The organism is Pannonibacter sp. SL95, assembly GCF_026672425.1.
Classification (GTDB): domain Bacteria; phylum Pseudomonadota; class Alphaproteobacteria; order Rhizobiales; family Stappiaceae; genus Pannonibacter.
In genome coordinates this window covers 619,375-638,238 of record NZ_JAPPRC010000006.1, presented here as the reverse complement: position 1 = coordinate 638,238, position 18,864 = coordinate 619,375, and the positions used below count along the sequence as shown (strand labels likewise).

The window sequence follows — 18,864 nt, the reverse complement described above, 5'->3', positions numbered from 1 at the left end:
CGGGATCATGCTCGAAATGAATGACAGGCGCAACACAGGCTCGGGACTTGACCTCTCGGTTCTACCCCGGGTGATAAATGTCAATGGCACGATGACCAGCCTTGGGGCTTCGATCATGGTGCCAGAGGCCATCGCGGCAATGCAGGAGATAGCTCCCCGCTTCGTCCCGATGCACAAGCTTCAGCGCGAGGCCAGCCAGCTGATCGGCGAACTAACCGGCGCCGAAGCCGGTTTCGTCACCGCATCTGCCGCTGCCGGCATTGCCCTGACGATTGCCGGCACCATGACCGGACTGAACCCCGGCCGGGCCGAGCAGCTGCCCGATGCCAGCGGCATGAAGAACAAGGTCGCCATCCAGCTTGGCCACATGTGCCACTACGGCGCCGCCGTTGACCAGTCGATCCGCCTCACCGGCGCCGTCCCGGTTCCGGTCGGCCAGTCGACCCAGGCGCTGGACCATCAGCTGGACCATGCCCTTGCCGGCGGCGATGTCACGGCCGCGCTCTATGTCGTCTCCCATCATGTCGTCGAATACGGCCAGATCCCGCTGGACCGTTTCGTAGCCATCGCGCATTCCCATGGTGTCCCTGTCATCGTCGACGGCGCGTCCGAATACGACCTCGGTGCCTTCCTCAAGGCGGGCGCGGACATCGCCATCTATTCCGGTCACAAGTTCCTCGGTGGTCCGACGTCCGGCATCGTTGCCGGGCGCCGCGATCTCGTTCGGGCAGCCTACCTCCAGAACATCGGCATTGGCCGCGGCATGAAGGTTGGCAAGGAAAGCATCTGGGGCGTCATGGCCGCCCTCAATGCCTGGAAGACCCGAGATCACGAGGGCATACTCGCCCGCGAACAGGCTGCCCTTGATCTCTGGCAAAGTGCCGTCGCACCATTCCCGGGTGTGACCGCACGCCGCAATCCGGATCCGACCGGCAACCCGCTCGACCGTCTGCGCCTGGACATTTCCGCCAAGACCCTCGGTGCGAGCGCACTGGCGATCGTCAAGGCAATGGCCTCGCTCGACATTCCGGTGATCTTGCGTGACCACGAAGTCGAACTCGGCTGGATCCAGCTTGATCCCTGCAATCTCCATGACGGCGATGCCGAGATCGTGGCCGAAAGCCTGGTGAAGGTCCTGACCCGTGCCCGTGCCGGCGAGCTGCCCGAGCCCGACGTCACAGCCCACCGCAACGGCGGCATCGCGACCTATCTCAACCCGGATCTGTTCTGATCCGGGCCTCGCACCCGCCTTGCCGCGTACTTATGAGCGGTCATCCGGGCTTTCTCGCAGCACGGCCCTCGGTCATCTCATCGATTGGGGGCCCGCCTGCACCCGAGACGGCCTCCGTTACCCCTGCCGTCATGCCATGACTTGATCATGGCATCCATGCCGTTGACTCGCCTCCGGCATGGATCACGAAGCCAGAACATCCATCTTCATGCCTTCCAGCGCGGAAGTGTCACGGCATGGATGCCATGGCCGAGCCATGGCATGACGAGACGAGACGAGTGAGAAGCGCAGACCAAAGGCTTGCTCCGACCCGCCTACTCCGCCACGGTCAGGATTTCCTCCAGCGGCTTCTTCAGCTTGGCAACCGCCGGCACCTTGGCATCCTCGGCCGGGTGCCCGACCGCGATGATCATGATCGGCTTTTCGGACTCCGGCCGGCCCAGCAATCCATTCAGGAACTTCATCGGGTTCGGCGTGTGTGTCAGCGCCACCAGCCCCGCCGTGTGCAGCGCGGTCAGCAGGAAGCCGCAGGCAATGCCGACGCTTTCCGGCACGTAGTAGTTCTTGAAGCGCGTGCCATCGTCGAAGTGTCCCCAACGCTGCGCGAACACCACGATCAGCCAGGGCGCGATGTCGAGGTGCGGCTTGTCGGCCGTCGTGCCAATCGGCTCCAGCGCCTGCAGCCACTCATCCCCCGCGCCACCGGCGTAGAAGGCCTTCTCCTCTTCCTCGGCCGCGAGCCGGATCTGATGCTTGAAGTCCGGGTTGGCGATCGCCACGAAGTGCCAGGGCTGGTGGTTGGCCCCCGACGGTGCGGTGCCGGCCGCGCGGACACAGTCCTCGATCACCTTGCGCGGCACGGGGCGGTCCGAGAAGTCACGCACCGTGTGCCGTTTCTTCACGTGCTCGTAGAAGCCGCGAGCAGCGCTTTCCATTGCCTCATCCGGCATGCTGACCCGATCCGGCAGGTCGAGCGCCTCGAACTTGATCTTCGCCTTGGCGAACATGAATTCCTCCCAAAGGTGTCTGTTGCACCGGTAACCAATGGCTGCACCAGTTCACAGTGATAATCAATCCCCTTCGTGTCCCGATGTCGCAGGGCAGCACTTGGCAGCGGCCTGAACCAGCATGAGGTCGCCTGCGTAAGACGAGCATGACCAGCCCGGACCCGACCATGCCCCTTGACCTCACCCGCTCCAGTCCTCAGCTCACCTCGTTCCCGGACGGTGGCCTTGCGGTCATCATCGGGGCAAGCGGCGCTATCGGATCTGAAGTCGCCCGCCAGGCCGAGGCCAGCGGCCGCTTTTCCAGCGTCTTGCGATTTGCCCGCAGCACTTCGGGCGAGAGTTTCCTCGACCTCACCGACGAAGCCTCGATAGCCAAGGCCGCTGCCCATATTGCGGCAACTGGACAACCTCTCCGCCTGGTCTTCAACGCCACCGGCATGCTGCATGACGGGGACATCCAGCCGGAAAAATCCTGGCGCACACTCGATCCGGCTGCGATGGCCCGGTCCTTCGCCATCAATGCCATCGGTCCGGCCCTCTTGATGAAGCATCTGCTGCCACTGCTGGCCGGTGATGGGAAATCGGTCTTTGCCACCCTTTCGGCCCGGGTCGGCAGCATCGGCGACAATCATCTCGGCGGCTGGTACAGCTACCGCGCCGCCAAGGCGGCCCTGAACCAGCTTGTGCATTCGGCGGCGATCGAACTGGCCCGCAAGCGTCCTGACGCCGCCTGCGTCGTGCTGCATCCGGGCACGGTCACCAGCCGCCTGTCGGATCCTTTCGCCAAGGCGGGCCTCAACGTCCGCCCGCCCGAGGAGGCTGCGGCAAAGCTGCTCGCCGTCGTCGATGCCCTGAATGGCCAGCACACCGGCAGTTTCCATGATGCCGAAGGCAAGGAGATCGTCTGGTGAGCACAGGGCCCGCTCTTACGGTCTATTTCGACGGCGCCTGCCCGCTGTGCTCGCGCGAGATCGGCTACTACCAGCGGTGCCGGGGCGCGGATGCCATCGCCTGGGTCGATGTCGCGGCGACGCCCGACATGCCGCAGGATCTTGACCGGGCCGCCGCACTCGCCCGGTTCCATGTCCGCCGTCCCGATGGCACGCTGGTGTCCGGTGCAGCAGGCTTTGCCGCACTCTGGCGCGCGCTGCCGGGCTTCGCCCTTTTTGGCCGGCTGGCGTCCCTGCCGCCGGTCACCGCCCTTGGCGAACTGGCCTACCGTCTGTTCCTGCCGCTCCGTGCCAGATTGCTTGCCCGGTACCGCCGCAGGGCGGTTGCGGGAGGCGAGGCCTGCGGCTGCGGCGGAGATGCCGTGTCCCCACCCCCACCCCCAGGTCCGCACCCATGACAACCGATCCCTCCTCCCCGGCAGTTCCCGCGCCGGCCGTCTGGCTTGGCGCAGCCGGCGTCCTGCCCTTCGCGGCGGCTGCCCTTGTTTTGGTTGTTCCGTCAGCCGGGCTGTCGCTGGTCAGTCCCGGCCTTGCGGCCACCGCCCTTACCGCCTATGGCGCAGTGATCCTGTCGTTCCTCGGCGGTGTCCACTGGGGCGCCGCCGTGACTGGCCCGTCCCAGCCCGGCCTGACGCTTCGGCTCAGCCTCAGCGTGCTTCCCTCGCTCGTCGGCTGGCTGGCGCTCCTGCTGCCGCATGGGCTCGCGCTGCCGGTTCTTGCCGGCGGTTTCCTCGCCATGCTGGCGGTGGATCTGCGTGCCGCGCGCCTGTCCGAGGTGCCCGCCTGGTATCCGCGCCTGCGCATTCCCTTGACGCTGGTGGTCACGGCGCTGCTTCTCGCTGGAGCGGCATTCCTGCCGTGATTTCAACTATAGAAACCGGGTGATCCCGGTTTCGCAACCTGTTCATCGCCAGTCAATCGCCGGTTCCCCGGTGGGCGAGACAGGAATCGCGCCCTCCCCGATGCTTGCCGTCATCCAATCGGGAGGATTTCTTCAGATGCGTTTTTCAGGCAAGACCGCCCTCATCACCGGAGGCGGAACCGGCATCGGCGCGGCCGTCGCGCGCCGCATTTCATCGGAGGGCGGCAAGGTCGTCCTCGTCGGCCGCCGCAAGGAGCCGCTGATGGCAGTGGCGGAGGAAACCGGCGCGCTGGTGATCGCCGCTGACGCCGCCGATGGCGCCGCCATGGCCAAGGCCGTAGCCGCCACGCTCGAAGCCCACGGCAGCCTTGACCTGCTTATCGCCAACGCAGGTGGCCATGGCGTTGGCCCCACCGTCTCCATGAGCGACGAGACCTGGGCGCTGGCCACCCGCTCCAACCTCGACACCGCGTTTGTGAGCGCCCGCGCCTGCCTGCCGGCCCTCATCGAGGCTAAGGGAGCGATCGTCGTTGTCTCGTCCATCGCCGGGCTGTTCTCGGGTCCCGACGCCATCGGCTACGTCACGATGAAGCATGGCTGCATCGGCCTCGCCAAGTCGCTGGCGCGTGACTATGGCCGCAAGGGCGTGCGCACCAACACCGTCTGCCCGGGCTGGGTCAGCACCGCCATGGCCGACGAGCAGATGCAGGTCCTCATTGACCGCGACGGCCTCAGTGGACCGGCCGAGGCCTATGCCCTCGTCACCCGCGACGTGCCGATCAACCGTCCTGCCACGCCGGAGGAAGTCTCCAACGTGGTCTGTTTCCTCGCCAGCCCCGAAGCATCGATGGTCAATGGCGCAATCGTCACCGTGGACGGCGGGGCGTCCACGGTGGATCTGCCGACGCTGGCCTTTGTCAGCTGAAATTTTACGGGAGGATAGAATGACCGCACAGCAGACCCCGAAGGACTGGAAGACCTACGACCAGTTCGCCTTCGGCATCGACACAAACCGCCTGCCTGCCAGCCAGGCCCTCAAGGGCAAGTCCTTCGCCGTCGCCTTTGATGATGGCCGCCGGCTTGATCTCGCGTTCACAGACGGTGACACGCTCGCCTGGCGCGAGGGCAGCCTGGCCGGCGCCGAGGCCGCCGATGTGGTGGAAGTGGCCGAGAACACCTATTTCATCGACATCGCCTTCGCTGCCCTGCCGACCGAAGCCGAGACGCTGATCCTCAACCTCGTCACCCGCCGCGTCCTGTCGGTGCGCTGCATCGTGCGCAAGCCGGAGGAAACCGTCGGCGAGCCGCAGGTCTCCCAGATCTTCCGTGTCGGCGTCATCGACGACGGCCAGCCGGCCACCGGCCTCGTGCCGGCCGAGACGCGCGACCTCATCGGCCTGCGCGCCCATTTCACCTACAGCCCCAACCACGTCTACGAGCACACCTACCTGTCGTCGCAGCGCTATTGCTGGCAGTGCCTGAAGGGCGTGCAGCGCGGCCATGGTGACGTCGACCTGACCACCACCTTCAAGTTCGCCGAAGACCAGTACGTCTTCACCTTCCGCGAGTTCAAGATCCCGGTCGCCTCGGTGTTCTTCTACAACTTCGCCACCCTGCGCTCGACGGGCAAGTTCCTCGGCATCACCGGCGACGGCAAGCTCGCCAACAACAAGGCCGGCGCACACATCTCCAAGGCCTCCATGACCCTGTACCGCCCGGGCGAAGCCCCGGTCTGAGCGAACCCACGAGAAAGACCCATGCGCACACCCTATCAGATCATCAAGGACCACTACGCCGCCTCCGACCGCGGCGATCTCGAAGGCATGGTGGCCGATCTTGCCCCTGATGCCGCCTGGACCGAAATGGATGGCTTCCCCTGCCGCGGCACCCATGTGGGGCGCGAGGCGATCATCCGCGAGGTCTTCATGCGGCTCGGTGCCGAGTTCGACGGCTACACCTTCCGCCTCGAACGCCTGCTCGACGCCGGTTCCTCGGTCGTCGGCATCGGCGACTACACCGGCACCTACAAGGCAACCGGCAAGCCGTTCCATGCCCGCGTCACCCATGTCTGGGACGTGGAAAACGGCAAGGTCGTCCGCTTCGAGCAGTTCACCGACACGCTTCGCGTCGCCGAGTGCATGAGCTGAGTGCAGTCGTCTGACGCAATGAAGGCCGGGGCGCTCCTCCGCTCCGGCCTTTTTCTTTTCAGGCCCAGCCCCTCACGCGGCCAGCGGGAACACGGCATTCACCTGGCCGGTGCCCGATGAGGTGAAGTAGTCGGTCAGGATCTCGGCCTTGCCGGTGTACTTGTCCCAGCCGAGCAGGCCCATCAGCATCGCCGTGTCATGCATCAGCCCTTCGCCGTGGCAGGCACGGGCGTATTCCGGCAGCATCGCCGTGAATTCCTCGAACCGCCCTTGCGTCCACAGGTCCAGCACCCGCTTGTCGACCTGCCGATAGAACTCGTTCGAGATCGTGTGGATCCCGGCCTGGGCCTCGTTGTTGTCGTGGATGCGGTGCGACAGCGAGCCGGAGGCAAGCACGGCGGCGTTGCAGCCGCTTGCCGCGATGGCCTCACGCACGGCCTCGCCGATCCGGCGGCTGTCCTCCAGTTCGTGCCATGGGCACCAGGCGGCGATCGACAGGACCTTCATCCGGTGGTCCGGGTTGATGTATTTGAGCGGCACCAGCGTGCCGTATTCCAATTCAAGCGTATCAACGTGATGCGCCTCGATGCGCACGCCCTTGCCCCTTGCGATCTGCGCCACCGCATCGCCCAGCTCCGGCGCACCGGCATAATCGTAGGTGAGGTTCTGGATGAACTGCGGGAACTCGTTCGAGGTGTAGATGCCCTGGTAGCGGGCCGACGCATTGATGTGGAACCCGCTGTTCACCAGCCAGTGGGTGTCGAAGATCACCAGTGTATCCACCCCGTCTGCCTCGCAGCGGCGGCGGATCTCGATCAGCCCGTCGATGGCGGACTGACGGCAGCCATGATGCTGCCCCGGCAACTCCGACAGGAACATCGAAGGAACGTGTGTGACCTTGGCGGCGAGTGAAATCTTGCCCATGTGCGGATCCTCCCGGTTGGTGCGGCAATGCATTTAATAAACATGTTAAATAATGAACCGGCCTTGATGTGGATCAACACAAAGCCCGGATTTCTGCGCCTTGCCGCCCTCGGTCAAGCCCGAGTGCGTGGCCGATCAAGGGCATGGGATGGCCGGAATCGCAGGCTCGGCTAGGATCAGGGCAACAGGACGCGACACCGGAAAGCCCCGGAAAACCGGTTACCTCACTGCCCGGAAGACAGGCCGGACAGTGACCGGTTGCCTGCGTCCTCATACTGGGAGGAAACCATCATGAAACATCTGATCCTGGCAGGCGCGGCAACCGCCGTGTTCGCTCTTTCCGCAGGCGTTGCCTCGGCCGCTGACGCACCCAAATGCGGCCTTGCCAACGGCCAGGCAGCCACCGGCACGCCGATCAACATCGGCGCCATCGTCTCCAAGACCGGCCCGGACGACTTCAGCGCCTCGGCCCAGGCCGCCAAGGCCTATTTCGACTGCGTCAACGCCAACGGCGGCATCAACGGCCGTCCGGTGAACTACATCATCGGCGACGACCAGTGGAACCCGGAAGTGGCTGCCCAGCTCGCCGCCAAGCTGGTCGATGACCAGAAGGTCGTTGCCATGGTCGGCAACTCCAGCTTCGTTGAATGCGCCGCCAACGCCAACACCTATGCCGAGAAGGGCGTCATCGCCATCGCCGGCGTCGGCGTGCCGCGCGAGTGCTTCACCGCCTGGACCTACGCCCCGCTCAACTCCGGCCCGCGCCTGTCGACGCTGGCGGTTGCCGAGCACATCAACAAGACCTCGGGCGCCAAGAAGTTCGTCTGCATCGCCCCGAACATCCCCAATGTGGGTGCATGGGCATGTGATGGCGTGACGGTCTGGGCCAACGAGAATGGTGCGGAATCCTCCACCATCCTGATTGACCCGGGCTCATCGGATGCCACCTCGGTCGTGCTGCAGGCCGCCAGCATGAGCCCGGATGCGATCATCCTCAGCCTGCCGAAGGGCGTCATGCTGCCGGTGCTGGTGGCAGCTGAAGAACAGGGCCTCAACGAGACCATCAAGTTCGGCTCGGCCGCCTCGGGCTACAGCCTCGACGTTCCTGGCGCGCTCGGCGCTGCCTGGGATGGCAAGTTCGTCGTCAACATGGAGTTCCAGCCGCTGGAAGCCCAGACCCCGGACAACATGAACTGGCGCGCCGTCATGGATGCCTATGCCGGCAAGGATGTCCCGCGCGACACCTTCGCCCAGGCTGGCTATCTCTCCGCCCGCCTTGCCACCGAGGCCATGCTGAAGCTGGATCCGGCCAAGATCGAGCGTGACAGCGTTGCCACGGCACTCAGCGAGGTGAAGAAGTTCGAGAGCGATATCCTCTGCGCCCCCTGGTACTACGGCGCAGAACTGTCGCGGCACAACGCCAACAACACCCTGCGCAACTCCATCACCGACAACGGCAAGTGGAAGACCGTGTCTGAATGCGCTGCGGTCAACGACCCGGAACTCACCGACATCCGCGCCTTCGAAGCCACGCTTCGCTGAACCTCTCCTCCCCTGCCCGGGCGAACCACGGTCCGCCCGGGCGCTTTTTGTCCTGAAACGCGGTCGGCTTTTGCATGTCCATCCTCCTTGCCTTCGTCGTGTCGGGTCTCGGCATCGGGGCGGTCTACGCCCTGTCGGGTGTCGGCCTCGTGGTTCTCTACCGGGCAACCGGTGTCATCAACTTTGCCTTTGGTGCGCTGGGCGCACTTGGCGCCTTCGTTGCCTGGAACCTGATCGAACTCGGCCATGCCGATGCGCTGGCCTGGCTGGCTGCCATCTTTGTCGCTGCCGCCGGATCCTATGCCTACGGCCGCCTGATCGCGCCGCGTCTGGCCTTCCGTGATCCCGTCGTGCGTTCCGTCGGCACGCTCGGCTTTGCCCTCGTCCTGCTTGGCTTCATCGGCTGGTACTGGGGCGAGGTGCCGCGCCGGCTCAACCTGCCGACCGACAAGACCTCCATCGCGCTCTTCGGCGCACGCCTCAACATGACGCGCATCATCGCCCTTGCGCTGGCCCTTGCCATGGTGGCGGCCATCAGCCTGTTGCTCGCCCGCACCCGCATCGGTCTCTATCTGCGCTCGCTTGCCGATGACCGTGACCTTTCCGCCATTCTCGGCATTCGCGTGGTCCAGCTCGAGGCCTTCGCCTGGGGCATTTCCGGCGTCTTTGCCGGCATTTGCGGGTTGCTGCTGGCCAATCTTGTCCGCCTCCAGGGCATGCAGCTGACCTTCCTGGTCGTGCCTGCCATTGCCGCCGCCATTCTGGGCCAGCTCCGCTCGCTTCCGGCCACCGCCATCGCCGGCATCGCCATCGGCGTTACCGAGGCGTGCCTCACCGCCGTGCCCATGCTTGCGCCCTATCGCACAGCCGCTCCCTTCGTCATCGCGCTCGTGGCCGTCGCCACCATGCGCGCCAGCCTCCTGACCATGGACCGCCGATGACTTCTCCTTCCCTGCCCGGTGAGCCGGCCCATCTGACCGTCGAACGTCCCGGCCTTGGCCGCTACCGCACTCTCGTCACCATTCCGCTGCTGCTGATGGCCGGCGCTGTGCTCGTCTCGCTCGCCGCCAACGCCTACTGGATCTCGACGCTGACCTCCGCTGCCGCGCTGGCGCTCGCTGCTGCCGGCGTTGCGCTTCTCTACGGCCAGCTCGGGCTCGTCTCCCTGTGCCAGTTCAGCCTGATCGGCGTCGGTGGCTGGGTCACGCTGCGCACCGGCTTTGCCTTCGGCTGGCCGTTCGAGCTGTCGCTGCTCTCTGGCGGCATTGCGGCATCTCTCGTCGGCGTGCTCTGCGGCCTTCCGGCGCTGCGTCTCAAGGGGCTCTATCTCGCTCTGGTCACGCTGATGCTGGCCGGCGGCTTCCAGGTCATCATCAATGCCTTCGGCTTTCCGGACGGCGGTTCGGGCTTTTTCGGCCGCGCCGATGCCAGCCAGCGCCTGATGCTGCCGCGCCCCCTGCTTGCCACCGGTAACGAGGCCTATTTCCTCTACGCGGTCGGCGTGCTGGCCCTCGGCCTGATGCTCATCGAACTGCACCGGCGGACTAAGCCCGGCCGCTCCTGGGCCATGATCCGCGCCGGCGAAACCACGGCCCTGTCGGCCGGCGTCAACCTGCTGCTCTACAAGGCCTGGGCCTTCGCGCTGGCCGGTTTCCTGGCCGGTCTTGCCGGCGGTGTGCTGGCAGCCGGCGTTGGCCAGCTCGACGGCCGCGCCTTCTCGGCAGCTGAATCGCTCAATCTCTTCGCCCTCACCGTGGTCGGCGGGGCCTATAACTGGTTCGGTGCCGTCATCGCCGGGCTGCTCCTGCGCGCCGTCCCGTCCCTGCTGACTGACCACGGCGTTGATGGCTATCTCGCCATGGTCATCTTTGGCGCCGCGCTTCTGCACGCCCTTGTCACTGCCCCGACAGGGATCGCCGGCCAGATTGCAGGCCTTGGCCAATGGCTGACCGGCCTGATCGCCAGCGAAAGCACCCCATCGCCAGCGCAACAGGAAGCTCCGGCCTCCGACAAGCTGGCCGCCGAGACCGGGGAAAGACGCCCATGATCCGCATCGAAAATCTCACGGTCCAGTTCGGCGCGGTGCGCCCGCTGGATGGCCTTTCGGCAGAACTGACCCAGCCGATTATCGGCCTCGTCGGCCCCAACGGTGCCGGCAAGACCACGCTGCTGAATGTATTCTCCGGCTTCATCACCCCCGTCACCGGCTCCATCGAGCTGGACGGCCGTGATCTCCTGCCGCTGTCGCCAACCCGCCGCGTCCAGGCCGGGCTGCGCCGCACGTTCCAGACCGAGCAAGTCGCCGATGACCTCTCCGCCTGGGACAATGTCCTCGCGCTGGCCGACCACATCGGCCTCAAGGGCGCTACCATCGGCGATGATGTCGAACGCGCCCTCGCCTTCACCGGCCTCGGCCCCCGCGCCCAGGTGATGGGGGCCGCGCTCAATCTCTATGAGCGGCGCATGGTCGAGATCGCACGCGCCCTGGTCGGCGGTCCGCGTCTCATCCTGATGGACGAGCCCGGCGCCGGTCTCGACGAGGCCGAAGCGCTGCGCCTGCGCCAGTGCATCCTCGGCATTCCCAAGGCCTTCGGCGCCACGGTGCTGCTGATCGACCACGACGTCGACCTGATTTCCGCCACCTGCGGCGAAACGCTGGTGCTGGATTTCGGCAAGCGCCTCGCCCTCGGCCCCACCCGCAGCGTCCTCGATGATCCTGTCGTCCACCGCGCCTATCTCGGAGCTGCCTGAGCCATGAGCACTATCGACGTCTCCGGCCTCGTCCTCCATCGCGGCGGCAAGCGCGTGCTGCATGGCATTGACCTCACCATCACGGCCGGCGAGATCACCGCCCTCGTCGGCGCCAACGGCGCCGGCAAGTCCAGCCTCGTCGGCGCCATGGCCGGGGTCCTGCCACTCACCGCCGGCCGCATCCTGCTGGACGGCGAGCGCATCGACGGCCGCTCCCCCGACAGCGTCCGCCGCGCCGGCATTGCCATTGTGCCCGAAGGCCACCGGGTACTGACCAGCCTCACCGTCATCGACAACCTGCGCGCGGCCGGATCGATGCTGACGCCTGCAGCCCTCTCCAGCGCCATCGAGGAGGTGCTCGCCCTCTTCCCCGAGCTGGTGCAGCGGCTGGAAGTGCGCGGCGGCTCGCTTTCCGGCGGCCAGAAGCAGATGGTCGCCATGGGTCAGGCCCTCATCGCCAAGCCACGCTTCCTGCTCATCGACGAACTCTCGTTGGGCCTTGCCCCGGCCATAGTCAAGCGCCTTGCCGGCACCCTGACCGAGATCGCCGCCAAAGGCACGGGCGTGTTGCTGATCGAGCAGTTCACCACCCTCGCCCTTGCCCTCTCACGTCAGGCCATGGTGATGGAACGCGGCAACCTGGTCTTCTCCGGCACCGCCGCCGACCTCTCCGCCCGCCCCGACATCCTGCACAGCGCCTACCTCGCCGGCGGCAAGGGGCAGTAGGAAAGCTCGAAATACCAAAAGAAATGACAGGCTGACGCGAAGGTCTGCGGTCAGCTAAACTCGATGAACGTTGAGAAGATAGAATTTTTATTCACCGCCATCTCGCAACAGACTCTCGTAGTCTCGCCCACCGTAGAACACATTGGTGATTACAACCGTGTCTCCATCGATGAGATATGCAATGACTGCCCGTTTTTCGAACGGCATGATCCGCAAACCTTGAAACAGGTCATCGCGCTGGCGACCGCCATACGGGGCATCTCCAATGCGCCGACATGAGGCCATCAGGCGCGCGGTGAAGCGCTCTGCCGTGGCGGGATCACGGCTGACGTCATAAACCCAGCGGTACACGTCCAGGATGTCCGCTGTCGCAGATTCCAGAAAAATGACACTAAAGGCCTTCACTGCCATGCGCCTTTACGGTGTCCGCGTGAAGCGCCTGCAATCGCCTCTCAACTTCTGCCGCGTCGAGAGCCGGGCGCGGATCCTCGACAGAGGTCCGCACACGGATGCGGATTGCTTCCAGACGCTCAGTGCGTTCCTCGCGCTCACGCTGCCAGATCCGCACGGCATCACGCAGGGCCTCGCTCGTCGACGCATACTCGCCCGATGCCACGCTGGCACGAATGACCTGCAACATCTCTGGTGTCATGGTGACGCTGATCTTCTCGGCATTCTGCATGGCAGATCTCCTTTGGGCCAAACGGTAGCATCAAATCCTACCTGGACCAAGCCCATCCCTGTTTTGTTCCTTCCTGATGCATCAGTTCAAGTGTGGTCGCGTGTAAGCTCAAACGCCGCCCCGGCGACCCCGTGGCGGCGTTTTTTTTCGGCCATCGCGACCCTGCGCTATCCCCGTCCGAGCAGGAAGTCTGCGCAGCGTTCGCCGATCATGATCGAGGGGGCGTTGGTGTTGCCGCTGACCAGCGTCGGCATCACCGAGGCATCGGCGATGCGAAGCCGGCCGATGCCGCGCACCCGCAGCTGGCTGTCGACCACCGCCTCGTCGTCCTCGCCCATGCGGCAGGTGCCGGAGGGATGATAGACCGTCTTGGCATAGCGGCGGACATGGTCCTCGATCTGCGCGTCGCTCAGCGTCTCCGCTTCGGACGGCAGCAGCTCGCGCTCGATCAGCTTCTGCAGCGAGGGCTGGCGCAGGATGCGGCGGGCCAGCTTCACCCCGCGTACCAGCGTGTCCACGTCGTCCTGTTCGGCAAGGAACTTCGGGTCGAGCAGGATCGGCTCGTTCGGGTCGGCCGAGCGCAGCTTCACCGTGCCGCGCGACTTCGGCCTCAGGAAACAGGGGTTCAGCGACATGCCGTGCCCGGCCAGCGGCTCGCGCCCCACGTCGCCCATCAGCGTCGGGATGACATGGAACTGGATATCCGGCCGGCCCGAACCGCTCGTGTCGAAGAACCCGCCGCATTCCACCACATTCGAGGTCAGCAGCCCGGACCTGGTCATGAAATACTGCAGGCCATGCCGGATCGCCTTCAGGCCCCGGTCCGCGCCGAGCAGGCTGATCGGATCCTTCGCCCTGGCATAGACCGACACCTCCAGATGGTCCTGGAAGTTCTTGCCGACGCCCGGCAGATCGCGCAGCACCGGGATGCCGAGCGGTTCCAGCTCTGCTGCCGACCCCAATCCCGACAGCATCATCAGCTTCGGCGTCGCCAGCGCCCCGGCCGACAGCACCACTTCCGCCCGCGCATGCACGGTGTGCTCGCTGCCGTCCTCGCGGCGGTAACTGAGCCCGGTCGCCGCGCCATTCTCGATGATCAGCCGCGACACGGCACAGCCCGTGCGCACCACCAGCTTCGAGTTGCCCCTCAGCGGCTTCAGATAGGCGACCGCCGTCGAGGCGCGCTGCCCGTTGCCGGTGGTTGACTGGTAAAAGCCGGTCCCGGCCTGTTCCGCGCCGTTGAAGTCGTCATTGTAGGCGTGGCCCGCCTCCTGCGCCGCCTTGACGAAGGCGAGGCTCAACGGATGCCGGTGGCGCGGGTCGTTGACGCTTTGCGGCCCGTCCGCCCCGTGCCAGGCATTGGACAGGCGCTGGTTGTTCTCCGCCCGCCGGAAATACGGCAGCACATCGGCATAGGCCCAACCACGCGCGCCCATGGCGGCCCAGGTGTCATAGTCCTGCCGCTGGCCGCGGATGTAGATCATCGCGTTGACCGAGGAGCCACCACCGAGCGTGCGCCCCTGCGGGATATGCATGACGCGGCCCTCAGCATGCGGCTGAGGCTCGGACTGGTACAGCCAGGTCCGCGCCGTGCCGATGACCCGCACGAAGGTCGCCGGAATATGCACGAACATCGAATTGTCCGCCGGACCCGCTTCCAGCAGCAGCACGGTCTTGCCGGCATTGACCAGCCTGTGCGCCACGGCAGACCCGGCCGATCCGGCCCCGATGACGACGTAGTCGAAGGTTTCTGTCATGGCTGTCTCACGAATACCGGATGATCACGGTCTTGGATTCCAGATAGGCGTCCAGCGCCGCCCGGCCGTGCTCGCGGCCAATGCCGGACTGCTTGTAGCCACCGAAGGGGGCGTTGGCGTCGACGGTGTTGTGGCTGTTGACCCACACCGTGCCGGCCTTCAGGGCGCGGCTGGCGTGGAAGGCCTTGTTGAGGTCGCGCGTCCAGATCGAGGCGGCCAGGCCATAGCGGCTGTCATTGGCCAGCCGGATCGCCTCGTCCAGATCGGTGAAGGGCATCGCCGCCACCACCGGGCCAAACACTTCCTCCTGCACGATTTCCATCTCAGAGCTCACGCCGTCGAAGATGGTCGGGGCCACGAAATAGCCGCCGTCCGGCAAGGTCCGCGCGCCGCAGATGCGCCGGGCGCCTGCCGCCTCGGCCCGCTCGATGAAGCCGTTCACCCGGTTGCGGTGGCGGGCGGAGACCAGCGGATTGATCTGGGCATTCGGATCAAGGCCCGAGCCCATGGTCATGCTGTCGGCCACCCCGGCCAGTGCTTCCAGCGTCCTGTCATAGACCGATTTCTCGATCAGCAGCCGCGAGGCCGAGGTGCAGACCTGACCCTGATTGAAGAACATGCCGAGCCCCGCCATCAGCGGTTCCTGGCCCTGATCGGCATCGGCGCAGATGATCATCGGCGACTTGCCGCCCAGCTCCAGCGTGAAGCGGGTCATGGTGTCGAGCGCCTTGCGGCCGATCATCTGGCCGACTTCGGTCGAGCCGGTGAAGGTGATCTTGTCCACGCCGGGATGCGACGTCAGCGCCGCGCCCGTCACCGATCCCCGTCCGGTGATGATGTTGAGCACGCCCTCCGGCAGGCCGACGCGGGCGGCAATCTCGGCCAGCCGCAGCGCCGTCAGCGGCGTTTCCTCGGCCGGCTTCAGGATCACGGTGCAGCCGCAGGCAAGCGCCGGGGCAATCTTCCAGATGCCCATGAGCAGCGGGAAGTTCCAGGGCACGATCGCCGCCACCACGCCCACCGGCTCCTTGATGGTGGCCGAGAAATGGTGGCTTCCCGGCGGCACGGCGATGGAGGTGTCATAGCTCGATCCCTCGATCTTGGTGGCCCAGCCGGCAAAATAGCGCAGCCACTCCACCGACCCGCCGACGCTGAGACCGCGCGCGATGCCGATCGACTTGCCGTTTTCCAGCGTCTCCAGCTCCGCCAGCAGCGCCCCGTCCGCCTCGATGGCAGTGGCAAGATCGAGGAGCAGCTTCTCCCGGTCCGCCGGGCGCATCCGCGACCACGGCCCCTCCAGGGCGGCGCGCGCGGCAACGACCGCCGCCTCGACACCGGCGGCGCCGTATTCCGGCACCTCGGCGATCACCCGCCCAGTTGCCGGATCATGCACGGCAATGGCCTCGCCGGCCCCCTCGTCGGTGAATACCCCCTTGATGAAGGCGCGATGCGGTCCGTTGAGAAACCGGGCAGCATCCTCACTCATCTGCGAGGCGGCGATCGGCGTTGCGGTCTGGATGGTCATGGGTGTCCTCCCTGCCCGGACGTCAGGGCCGGGCGCTGTTGATGGCTCACCCTAGCGACCCGGCTGCGGGGTCAAAACCGGCTGCACCCTACCTTGCGCAGGCAGGCAAGGGACACTGCCCCACCGGTCAATGTGGGTTTGCCCCATTGCCGGAACGATGGCGCTTTCCATATGGCCACTTTCGGGATAGGCATCAGCCACTTGGAAAATTTGTGAACATGACAAGAGATTCTCGCCCCACCCATCGCCGTCTGCCGGCGACCGAGAGCATCGTCTCCCTGTCGGGCGCCGGCATGCGGGTTCGGCTGCGTGATTTCTCCAAGTCACTGCCCATGTCCCTGCTGCGCGCGCGGGAAGCCGTGATGCGCCAGTTCCGCCCCAGCCTTGCCCGGTTTGGCATCACCGAGCAGCAATGGCGCGTGCTGCGGGCCCTCTCCTCGGTCTCCGCAATCGAGGTGCTGGAACTGGCCGACGCCACTTGCCTGCTCGCACCCAGCCTGTCGCGCATCCTCAAGGGTCTTGAGGAGCGGGATCTTGTGCAGCGCATGGCCGACGAGAACGACATGCGCCGCGTGCTGATCTCCATCAGCCCGGCCGGTCAGATCCTCATCGACCAGGCCGGCCAGCACTCGGAAGGCATCTATGCCGAGATCACGCGCCGCTATGGTGCCGAGCGGCTCGCCGTCCTGCAGGACATGCTGCGCGAGCTAGACGAAGTCATGAACGACGGTCCGCTCATCGCCGAATCCCTCGGCCTCGACCTCGGCACCCGCGCCCCCAGCCCCTCCCCCCGCCGCGGCCGGCCGCGCAAGGGCGACGAGCCCCTCGAAGACTGACGTTTTCATTGCCCCCCGCGCCGTCCCGCGTCTCTCCCCCTCGTCATCCCTGCGAAGGCAGGGATCCAGTATCCCCGGTGGGCGTTGTGTATTTCAGCAGACGACGCCTCGATTACTAGGTTCCTGCCTGCGCAGGAGCGACGATGAAAGATTACCACCCCTCTTTGTCCGCATCGCATAGCTCAACAGCCACCAAGCGCCGGTCCAGACTCAGGGCGCGCCTGGCGTCAGGTCCAAACGCGCGTCTGACGCAACGATGTACCCGTAAACACCGTAACTCGACGACCATTCAACGCGGAAATCGTAATCTACTTTGCTGACAGACAGCTCGTAAACAATCGCCGGCAGGAGGTTCAGATCGGTCAGATTCACTTCGCGGACGCCTGCGAACTGGATGGATACGACAGCGTTCTTGTCTACTAGGAAGACGCCCTTGCCGTCGCGTTCCCCTGTCAGGTTCCATGCATGCAGGCGCAGGGTTGCCCCGCTGGACATGTCGAAGCCAAGCGCAAAAATCTCGGCATCGTGAAAACGAGGCACCCGCCCGAACCAGTCAGCCACAGCTTGTCCGCCGGGCAGCATCAGTAAGGTATCGGCCGGTTCCATTCGTTTCCCCAATTGCATCGGAATGGCAGAGCCTACCAATAGCGCCCGGCAACAGCCAGACGTCCCCACCCCAACCGGTTCAGCATTTTTCTCGAGGTATCTCACACCCCTCTTCCAATGAGATATTTAATATGTTTATTATCTAGGACGTTCCACTGGCTGGAACCGTGCCGCACCCGGATCTGGAGGACTGACGCCATCTGGCGCAGGTGATCCGGACGGCAGAACCAGACCGGTCACCCAAAAGGGCGACAGACCGGCAGATGGCGGGAGGACGTCATGGCTTTCACCCACGCCCCGATGGACATCGGGTCAGGACCGGAACTGCCCGGTCTGGCCCGGCGGCTGTTCGGAAACATCCAGCTCGACTTCGAAACCGAAACCCGTGCCGCGACGCTGCAGTCTGCCGATTTCGGCCCCTGCCGCCTGTCGCGCATCGACGCGACGGCGCATGGCGTGCGCGGTCAGCGGGTGGCGCAGCGGTCCCATGACGTGGATTCCATCAAGCTGATCCTGCAGGCGGATGGCCGTTCGGTGATGGAACAGGGCGGCATGAGCCTGATCGTCGGCACCGGCTCCATGCTGCTTTATGACCCGACCCGCCCCTACGCCCTCAACAACGTCTCGCGCATCACACAGTTCCTGTTGCAGGTGCCCCGGCACAATTTTTCTGCGGCCCTGCTCCAGCGTCTAACCGGCCCGCATCTCTTCACGGCCGAACAGAACGGAATTTCACGCATCGTTGCCGGCCTTGTCCGCAACGCAATGACGGAGGCGCCCGTGCTCGATGAAACTGCCCGCGCCCGCGTTGGCGACACGATTGTCCGCCTCGCCACCAGCCTGATCCTGCCTGAGGAAACCGAGGACGAACGCGATTCCATGTCGCTGAAGATCCTGCGGAGCCGGGTGAAGGCCTATGTCGAGGCCAATCTGGCCCGTCCCAATCTCGATGTCGAAGAAATCGCCCAGCGTATGGGCTGCTCGCGCCGCTACATCTTCCGCGCCTTCGAGGCCGAGAACGTGACCCCGGCCAGCTTCCTTTGGGACCTGCGCCTGGAGCGGGCCCATGCCCGGCTCACGGATCCGACCTTCCGCGGCAGCTCGATCTCGGAAGTCGCCTATTCTTGCGGCTTCTCCTCCAGCGCCCACTTCTCCCGCGCCTTCCGCAAGCGCTACGGCTGCACCCCCAGCCAGCTGCGCGGCGAGATGGCGGGGTAAGACGCGGATCTGCGGCCGGGCTTTCCCCGTCCGCCACCCACTTGCGCTTGCCAGACAGCGGGACCCGGAGTGGACCTCTGTGTCCCCGCCATTTCCGGCA

Annotated in this window: 21 protein-coding genes; 14 read left to right on the top strand and 7 right to left on the bottom strand. The window is 65.5% G+C overall.

The annotated features are described in order from the left end of the window. Positions 1 to 16 precede the first annotated feature (16 nt). Positions 17 to 1,231, top strand: a complete 1,215-nt coding sequence (locus tag OVA12_RS20000; RefSeq protein WP_268141450.1) for an aminotransferase class V-fold PLP-dependent enzyme — start codon at positions 17 to 19, stop codon at positions 1,229 to 1,231. Between the two features lie 314 nt (positions 1,232 to 1,545). On the opposite strand, the gene OVA12_RS19995 is transcribed toward OVA12_RS20000, so the two are convergent. Further along, complete coding sequence (locus tag OVA12_RS19995; protein ID WP_268140407.1) at positions 1,546 to 2,238, bottom strand: nitroreductase family protein; 693 nt, start codon at positions 2,236 to 2,238, stop codon at positions 1,546 to 1,548. Between the two features lie 167 nt (positions 2,239 to 2,405). On the opposite strand from OVA12_RS19995, the gene OVA12_RS19990 reads away from it, so the two are divergent. The 6 genes from OVA12_RS19990 to OVA12_RS19965 all read left to right on the top strand — a co-directional run bounded on the left by OVA12_RS19990 (position 2,406) and on the right by OVA12_RS19965 (position 6,197). Continuing rightward, positions 2,406 to 3,149 (top strand): SDR family NAD(P)-dependent oxidoreductase, encoded by a 744-nt coding sequence (locus OVA12_RS19990; protein WP_268140406.1) that lies wholly within the window; start codon positions 2,406 to 2,408, stop codon positions 3,147 to 3,149. Next, positions 3,146 to 3,586, top strand: a complete 441-nt coding sequence (locus OVA12_RS19985; RefSeq protein WP_268140405.1) for a thiol-disulfide oxidoreductase DCC family protein — start codon at positions 3,146 to 3,148, stop codon at positions 3,584 to 3,586. Before OVA12_RS19990 ends, OVA12_RS19985 begins: the two co-directional genes overlap by 4 nt. Continuing rightward, on the top strand, positions 3,583 to 4,050 hold the full coding sequence (locus OVA12_RS19980; protein WP_268140404.1) for a DUF3429 domain-containing protein: 468 nt from the start codon (positions 3,583 to 3,585) through the stop codon (positions 4,048 to 4,050). The genes OVA12_RS19985 and OVA12_RS19980 overlap by 4 nt, the downstream gene beginning before the upstream one ends. A gap of 136 nt (positions 4,051 to 4,186) precedes the next feature. Next, the gene (locus tag OVA12_RS19975) at positions 4,187 to 4,975 is read left to right on the top strand and encodes an SDR family NAD(P)-dependent oxidoreductase (RefSeq protein ID WP_268140403.1); all 789 of its coding nucleotides are present in this window, start codon (positions 4,187 to 4,189) and stop codon (positions 4,973 to 4,975) included. Between the two features lie 19 nt (positions 4,976 to 4,994). Next, positions 4,995 to 5,786 carry a MoaF C-terminal domain-containing protein gene (locus OVA12_RS19970; protein WP_268140402.1) on the top strand — a complete coding sequence of 264 codons (792 nt, stop codon included), beginning with the start codon at positions 4,995 to 4,997 and terminating at the stop codon, positions 5,784 to 5,786. 21 nt (positions 5,787 to 5,807) lie between these two features. Then, complete coding sequence (locus OVA12_RS19965; RefSeq protein WP_268140401.1) at positions 5,808 to 6,197, top strand: nuclear transport factor 2 family protein; 390 nt, start codon at positions 5,808 to 5,810, stop codon at positions 6,195 to 6,197. Positions 6,198 to 6,269: 72 nt separating this feature from the next. Here OVA12_RS19965 and hpaD read toward each other — a convergent pair whose 3' ends face one another. Then, on the bottom strand, positions 6,270 to 7,121 hold the full coding sequence (hpaD, locus tag OVA12_RS19960; protein WP_268140400.1) for a 3,4-dihydroxyphenylacetate 2,3-dioxygenase: 852 nt from the start codon (positions 7,119 to 7,121) through the stop codon (positions 6,270 to 6,272). A gap of 291 nt (positions 7,122 to 7,412) precedes the next feature. On the opposite strand from hpaD, the gene OVA12_RS19955 reads away from it, so the two are divergent. From OVA12_RS19955 to OVA12_RS19935, 5 genes are all read left to right on the top strand, one after another. Continuing rightward, positions 7,413 to 8,663: an ABC transporter substrate-binding protein gene (locus OVA12_RS19955; RefSeq protein ID WP_268140399.1), complete on the top strand. Its 1,251-nt coding sequence runs from the start codon at positions 7,413 to 7,415 to the stop codon at positions 8,661 to 8,663. Positions 8,664 to 8,737: 74 nt separating this feature from the next. Beyond that, positions 8,738 to 9,604, top strand: a complete 867-nt coding sequence (locus OVA12_RS19950; protein ID WP_268140398.1) for a branched-chain amino acid ABC transporter permease — start codon at positions 8,738 to 8,740, stop codon at positions 9,602 to 9,604. Then, positions 9,601 to 10,710, top strand: coding sequence for a branched-chain amino acid ABC transporter permease (locus tag OVA12_RS19945; RefSeq protein WP_268140397.1), 1,110 nt, complete (start codon positions 9,601 to 9,603; stop codon positions 10,708 to 10,710). Before OVA12_RS19950 ends, OVA12_RS19945 begins: the two co-directional genes overlap by 4 nt. Further along, the gene (locus OVA12_RS19940; RefSeq protein WP_268140396.1) at positions 10,707 to 11,414 is read left to right on the top strand and encodes an ABC transporter ATP-binding protein; all 708 of its coding nucleotides are present in this window, start codon (positions 10,707 to 10,709) and stop codon (positions 11,412 to 11,414) included. Before OVA12_RS19945 ends, OVA12_RS19940 begins: the two co-directional genes overlap by 4 nt. A 3-nt stretch (positions 11,415 to 11,417) precedes the next feature. Beyond that, positions 11,418 to 12,140, top strand: coding sequence for an ABC transporter ATP-binding protein (locus OVA12_RS19935; protein WP_268140395.1), 723 nt, complete (start codon positions 11,418 to 11,420; stop codon positions 12,138 to 12,140). Positions 12,141 to 12,227: 87 nt separating this feature from the next. Here the strand turns inward: OVA12_RS19935 and OVA12_RS19930 are convergent, their stop codons facing one another. The 4 genes from OVA12_RS19930 to OVA12_RS19915 all read right to left on the bottom strand — a co-directional run bounded on the left by OVA12_RS19930 (position 12,228) and on the right by OVA12_RS19915 (position 16,104). Beyond that, entirely contained in the window at positions 12,228 to 12,551 is a 324-nt protein-coding gene (locus OVA12_RS19930) for a type II toxin-antitoxin system RelE/ParE family toxin (RefSeq protein WP_268140394.1), read from the bottom strand. Then, entirely contained in the window at positions 12,532 to 12,822 is a 291-nt protein-coding gene (locus OVA12_RS19925; RefSeq protein WP_268140393.1) for a ribbon-helix-helix domain-containing protein, read from the bottom strand. Before OVA12_RS19925 ends, OVA12_RS19930 begins: the two co-directional genes overlap by 20 nt. A 167-nt stretch (positions 12,823 to 12,989) precedes the next feature. Next, positions 12,990 to 14,579 (bottom strand): GMC family oxidoreductase, encoded by a 1,590-nt coding sequence (locus OVA12_RS19920; RefSeq protein ID WP_268140392.1) that lies wholly within the window; start codon positions 14,577 to 14,579, stop codon positions 12,990 to 12,992. Between the two features lie 7 nt (positions 14,580 to 14,586). Then, positions 14,587 to 16,104 carry an aldehyde dehydrogenase family protein gene (locus tag OVA12_RS19915; protein ID WP_268140391.1) on the bottom strand — a complete coding sequence of 506 codons (1,518 nt, stop codon included), beginning with the start codon at positions 16,102 to 16,104 and terminating at the stop codon, positions 14,587 to 14,589. 293 nt (positions 16,105 to 16,397) lie between these two features. Here OVA12_RS19915 and hpaR point away from each other — a divergent pair, with 293 nt between their 5' ends. Beyond that, positions 16,398 to 16,940, top strand: a complete 543-nt coding sequence (hpaR, locus tag OVA12_RS19910; protein ID WP_268141448.1) for a homoprotocatechuate degradation operon regulator HpaR — start codon at positions 16,398 to 16,400, stop codon at positions 16,938 to 16,940. 210 nt (positions 16,941 to 17,150) lie between these two features. On the opposite strand, the gene OVA12_RS19905 is transcribed toward hpaR, so the two are convergent. Continuing rightward, positions 17,151 to 17,546, bottom strand: coding sequence for a hypothetical protein (locus tag OVA12_RS19905; protein WP_268140390.1), 396 nt, complete (start codon positions 17,544 to 17,546; stop codon positions 17,151 to 17,153). Positions 17,547 to 17,825: 279 nt separating this feature from the next. On the opposite strand from OVA12_RS19905, the gene OVA12_RS19900 reads away from it, so the two are divergent. Further along, a complete protein-coding gene (locus OVA12_RS19900; RefSeq protein WP_268140389.1) occupies positions 17,826 to 18,764 on the top strand; it encodes a helix-turn-helix domain-containing protein in 939 nt (312 codons plus the stop codon). Positions 18,765 to 18,864: the final 100 nt, after the last annotated feature.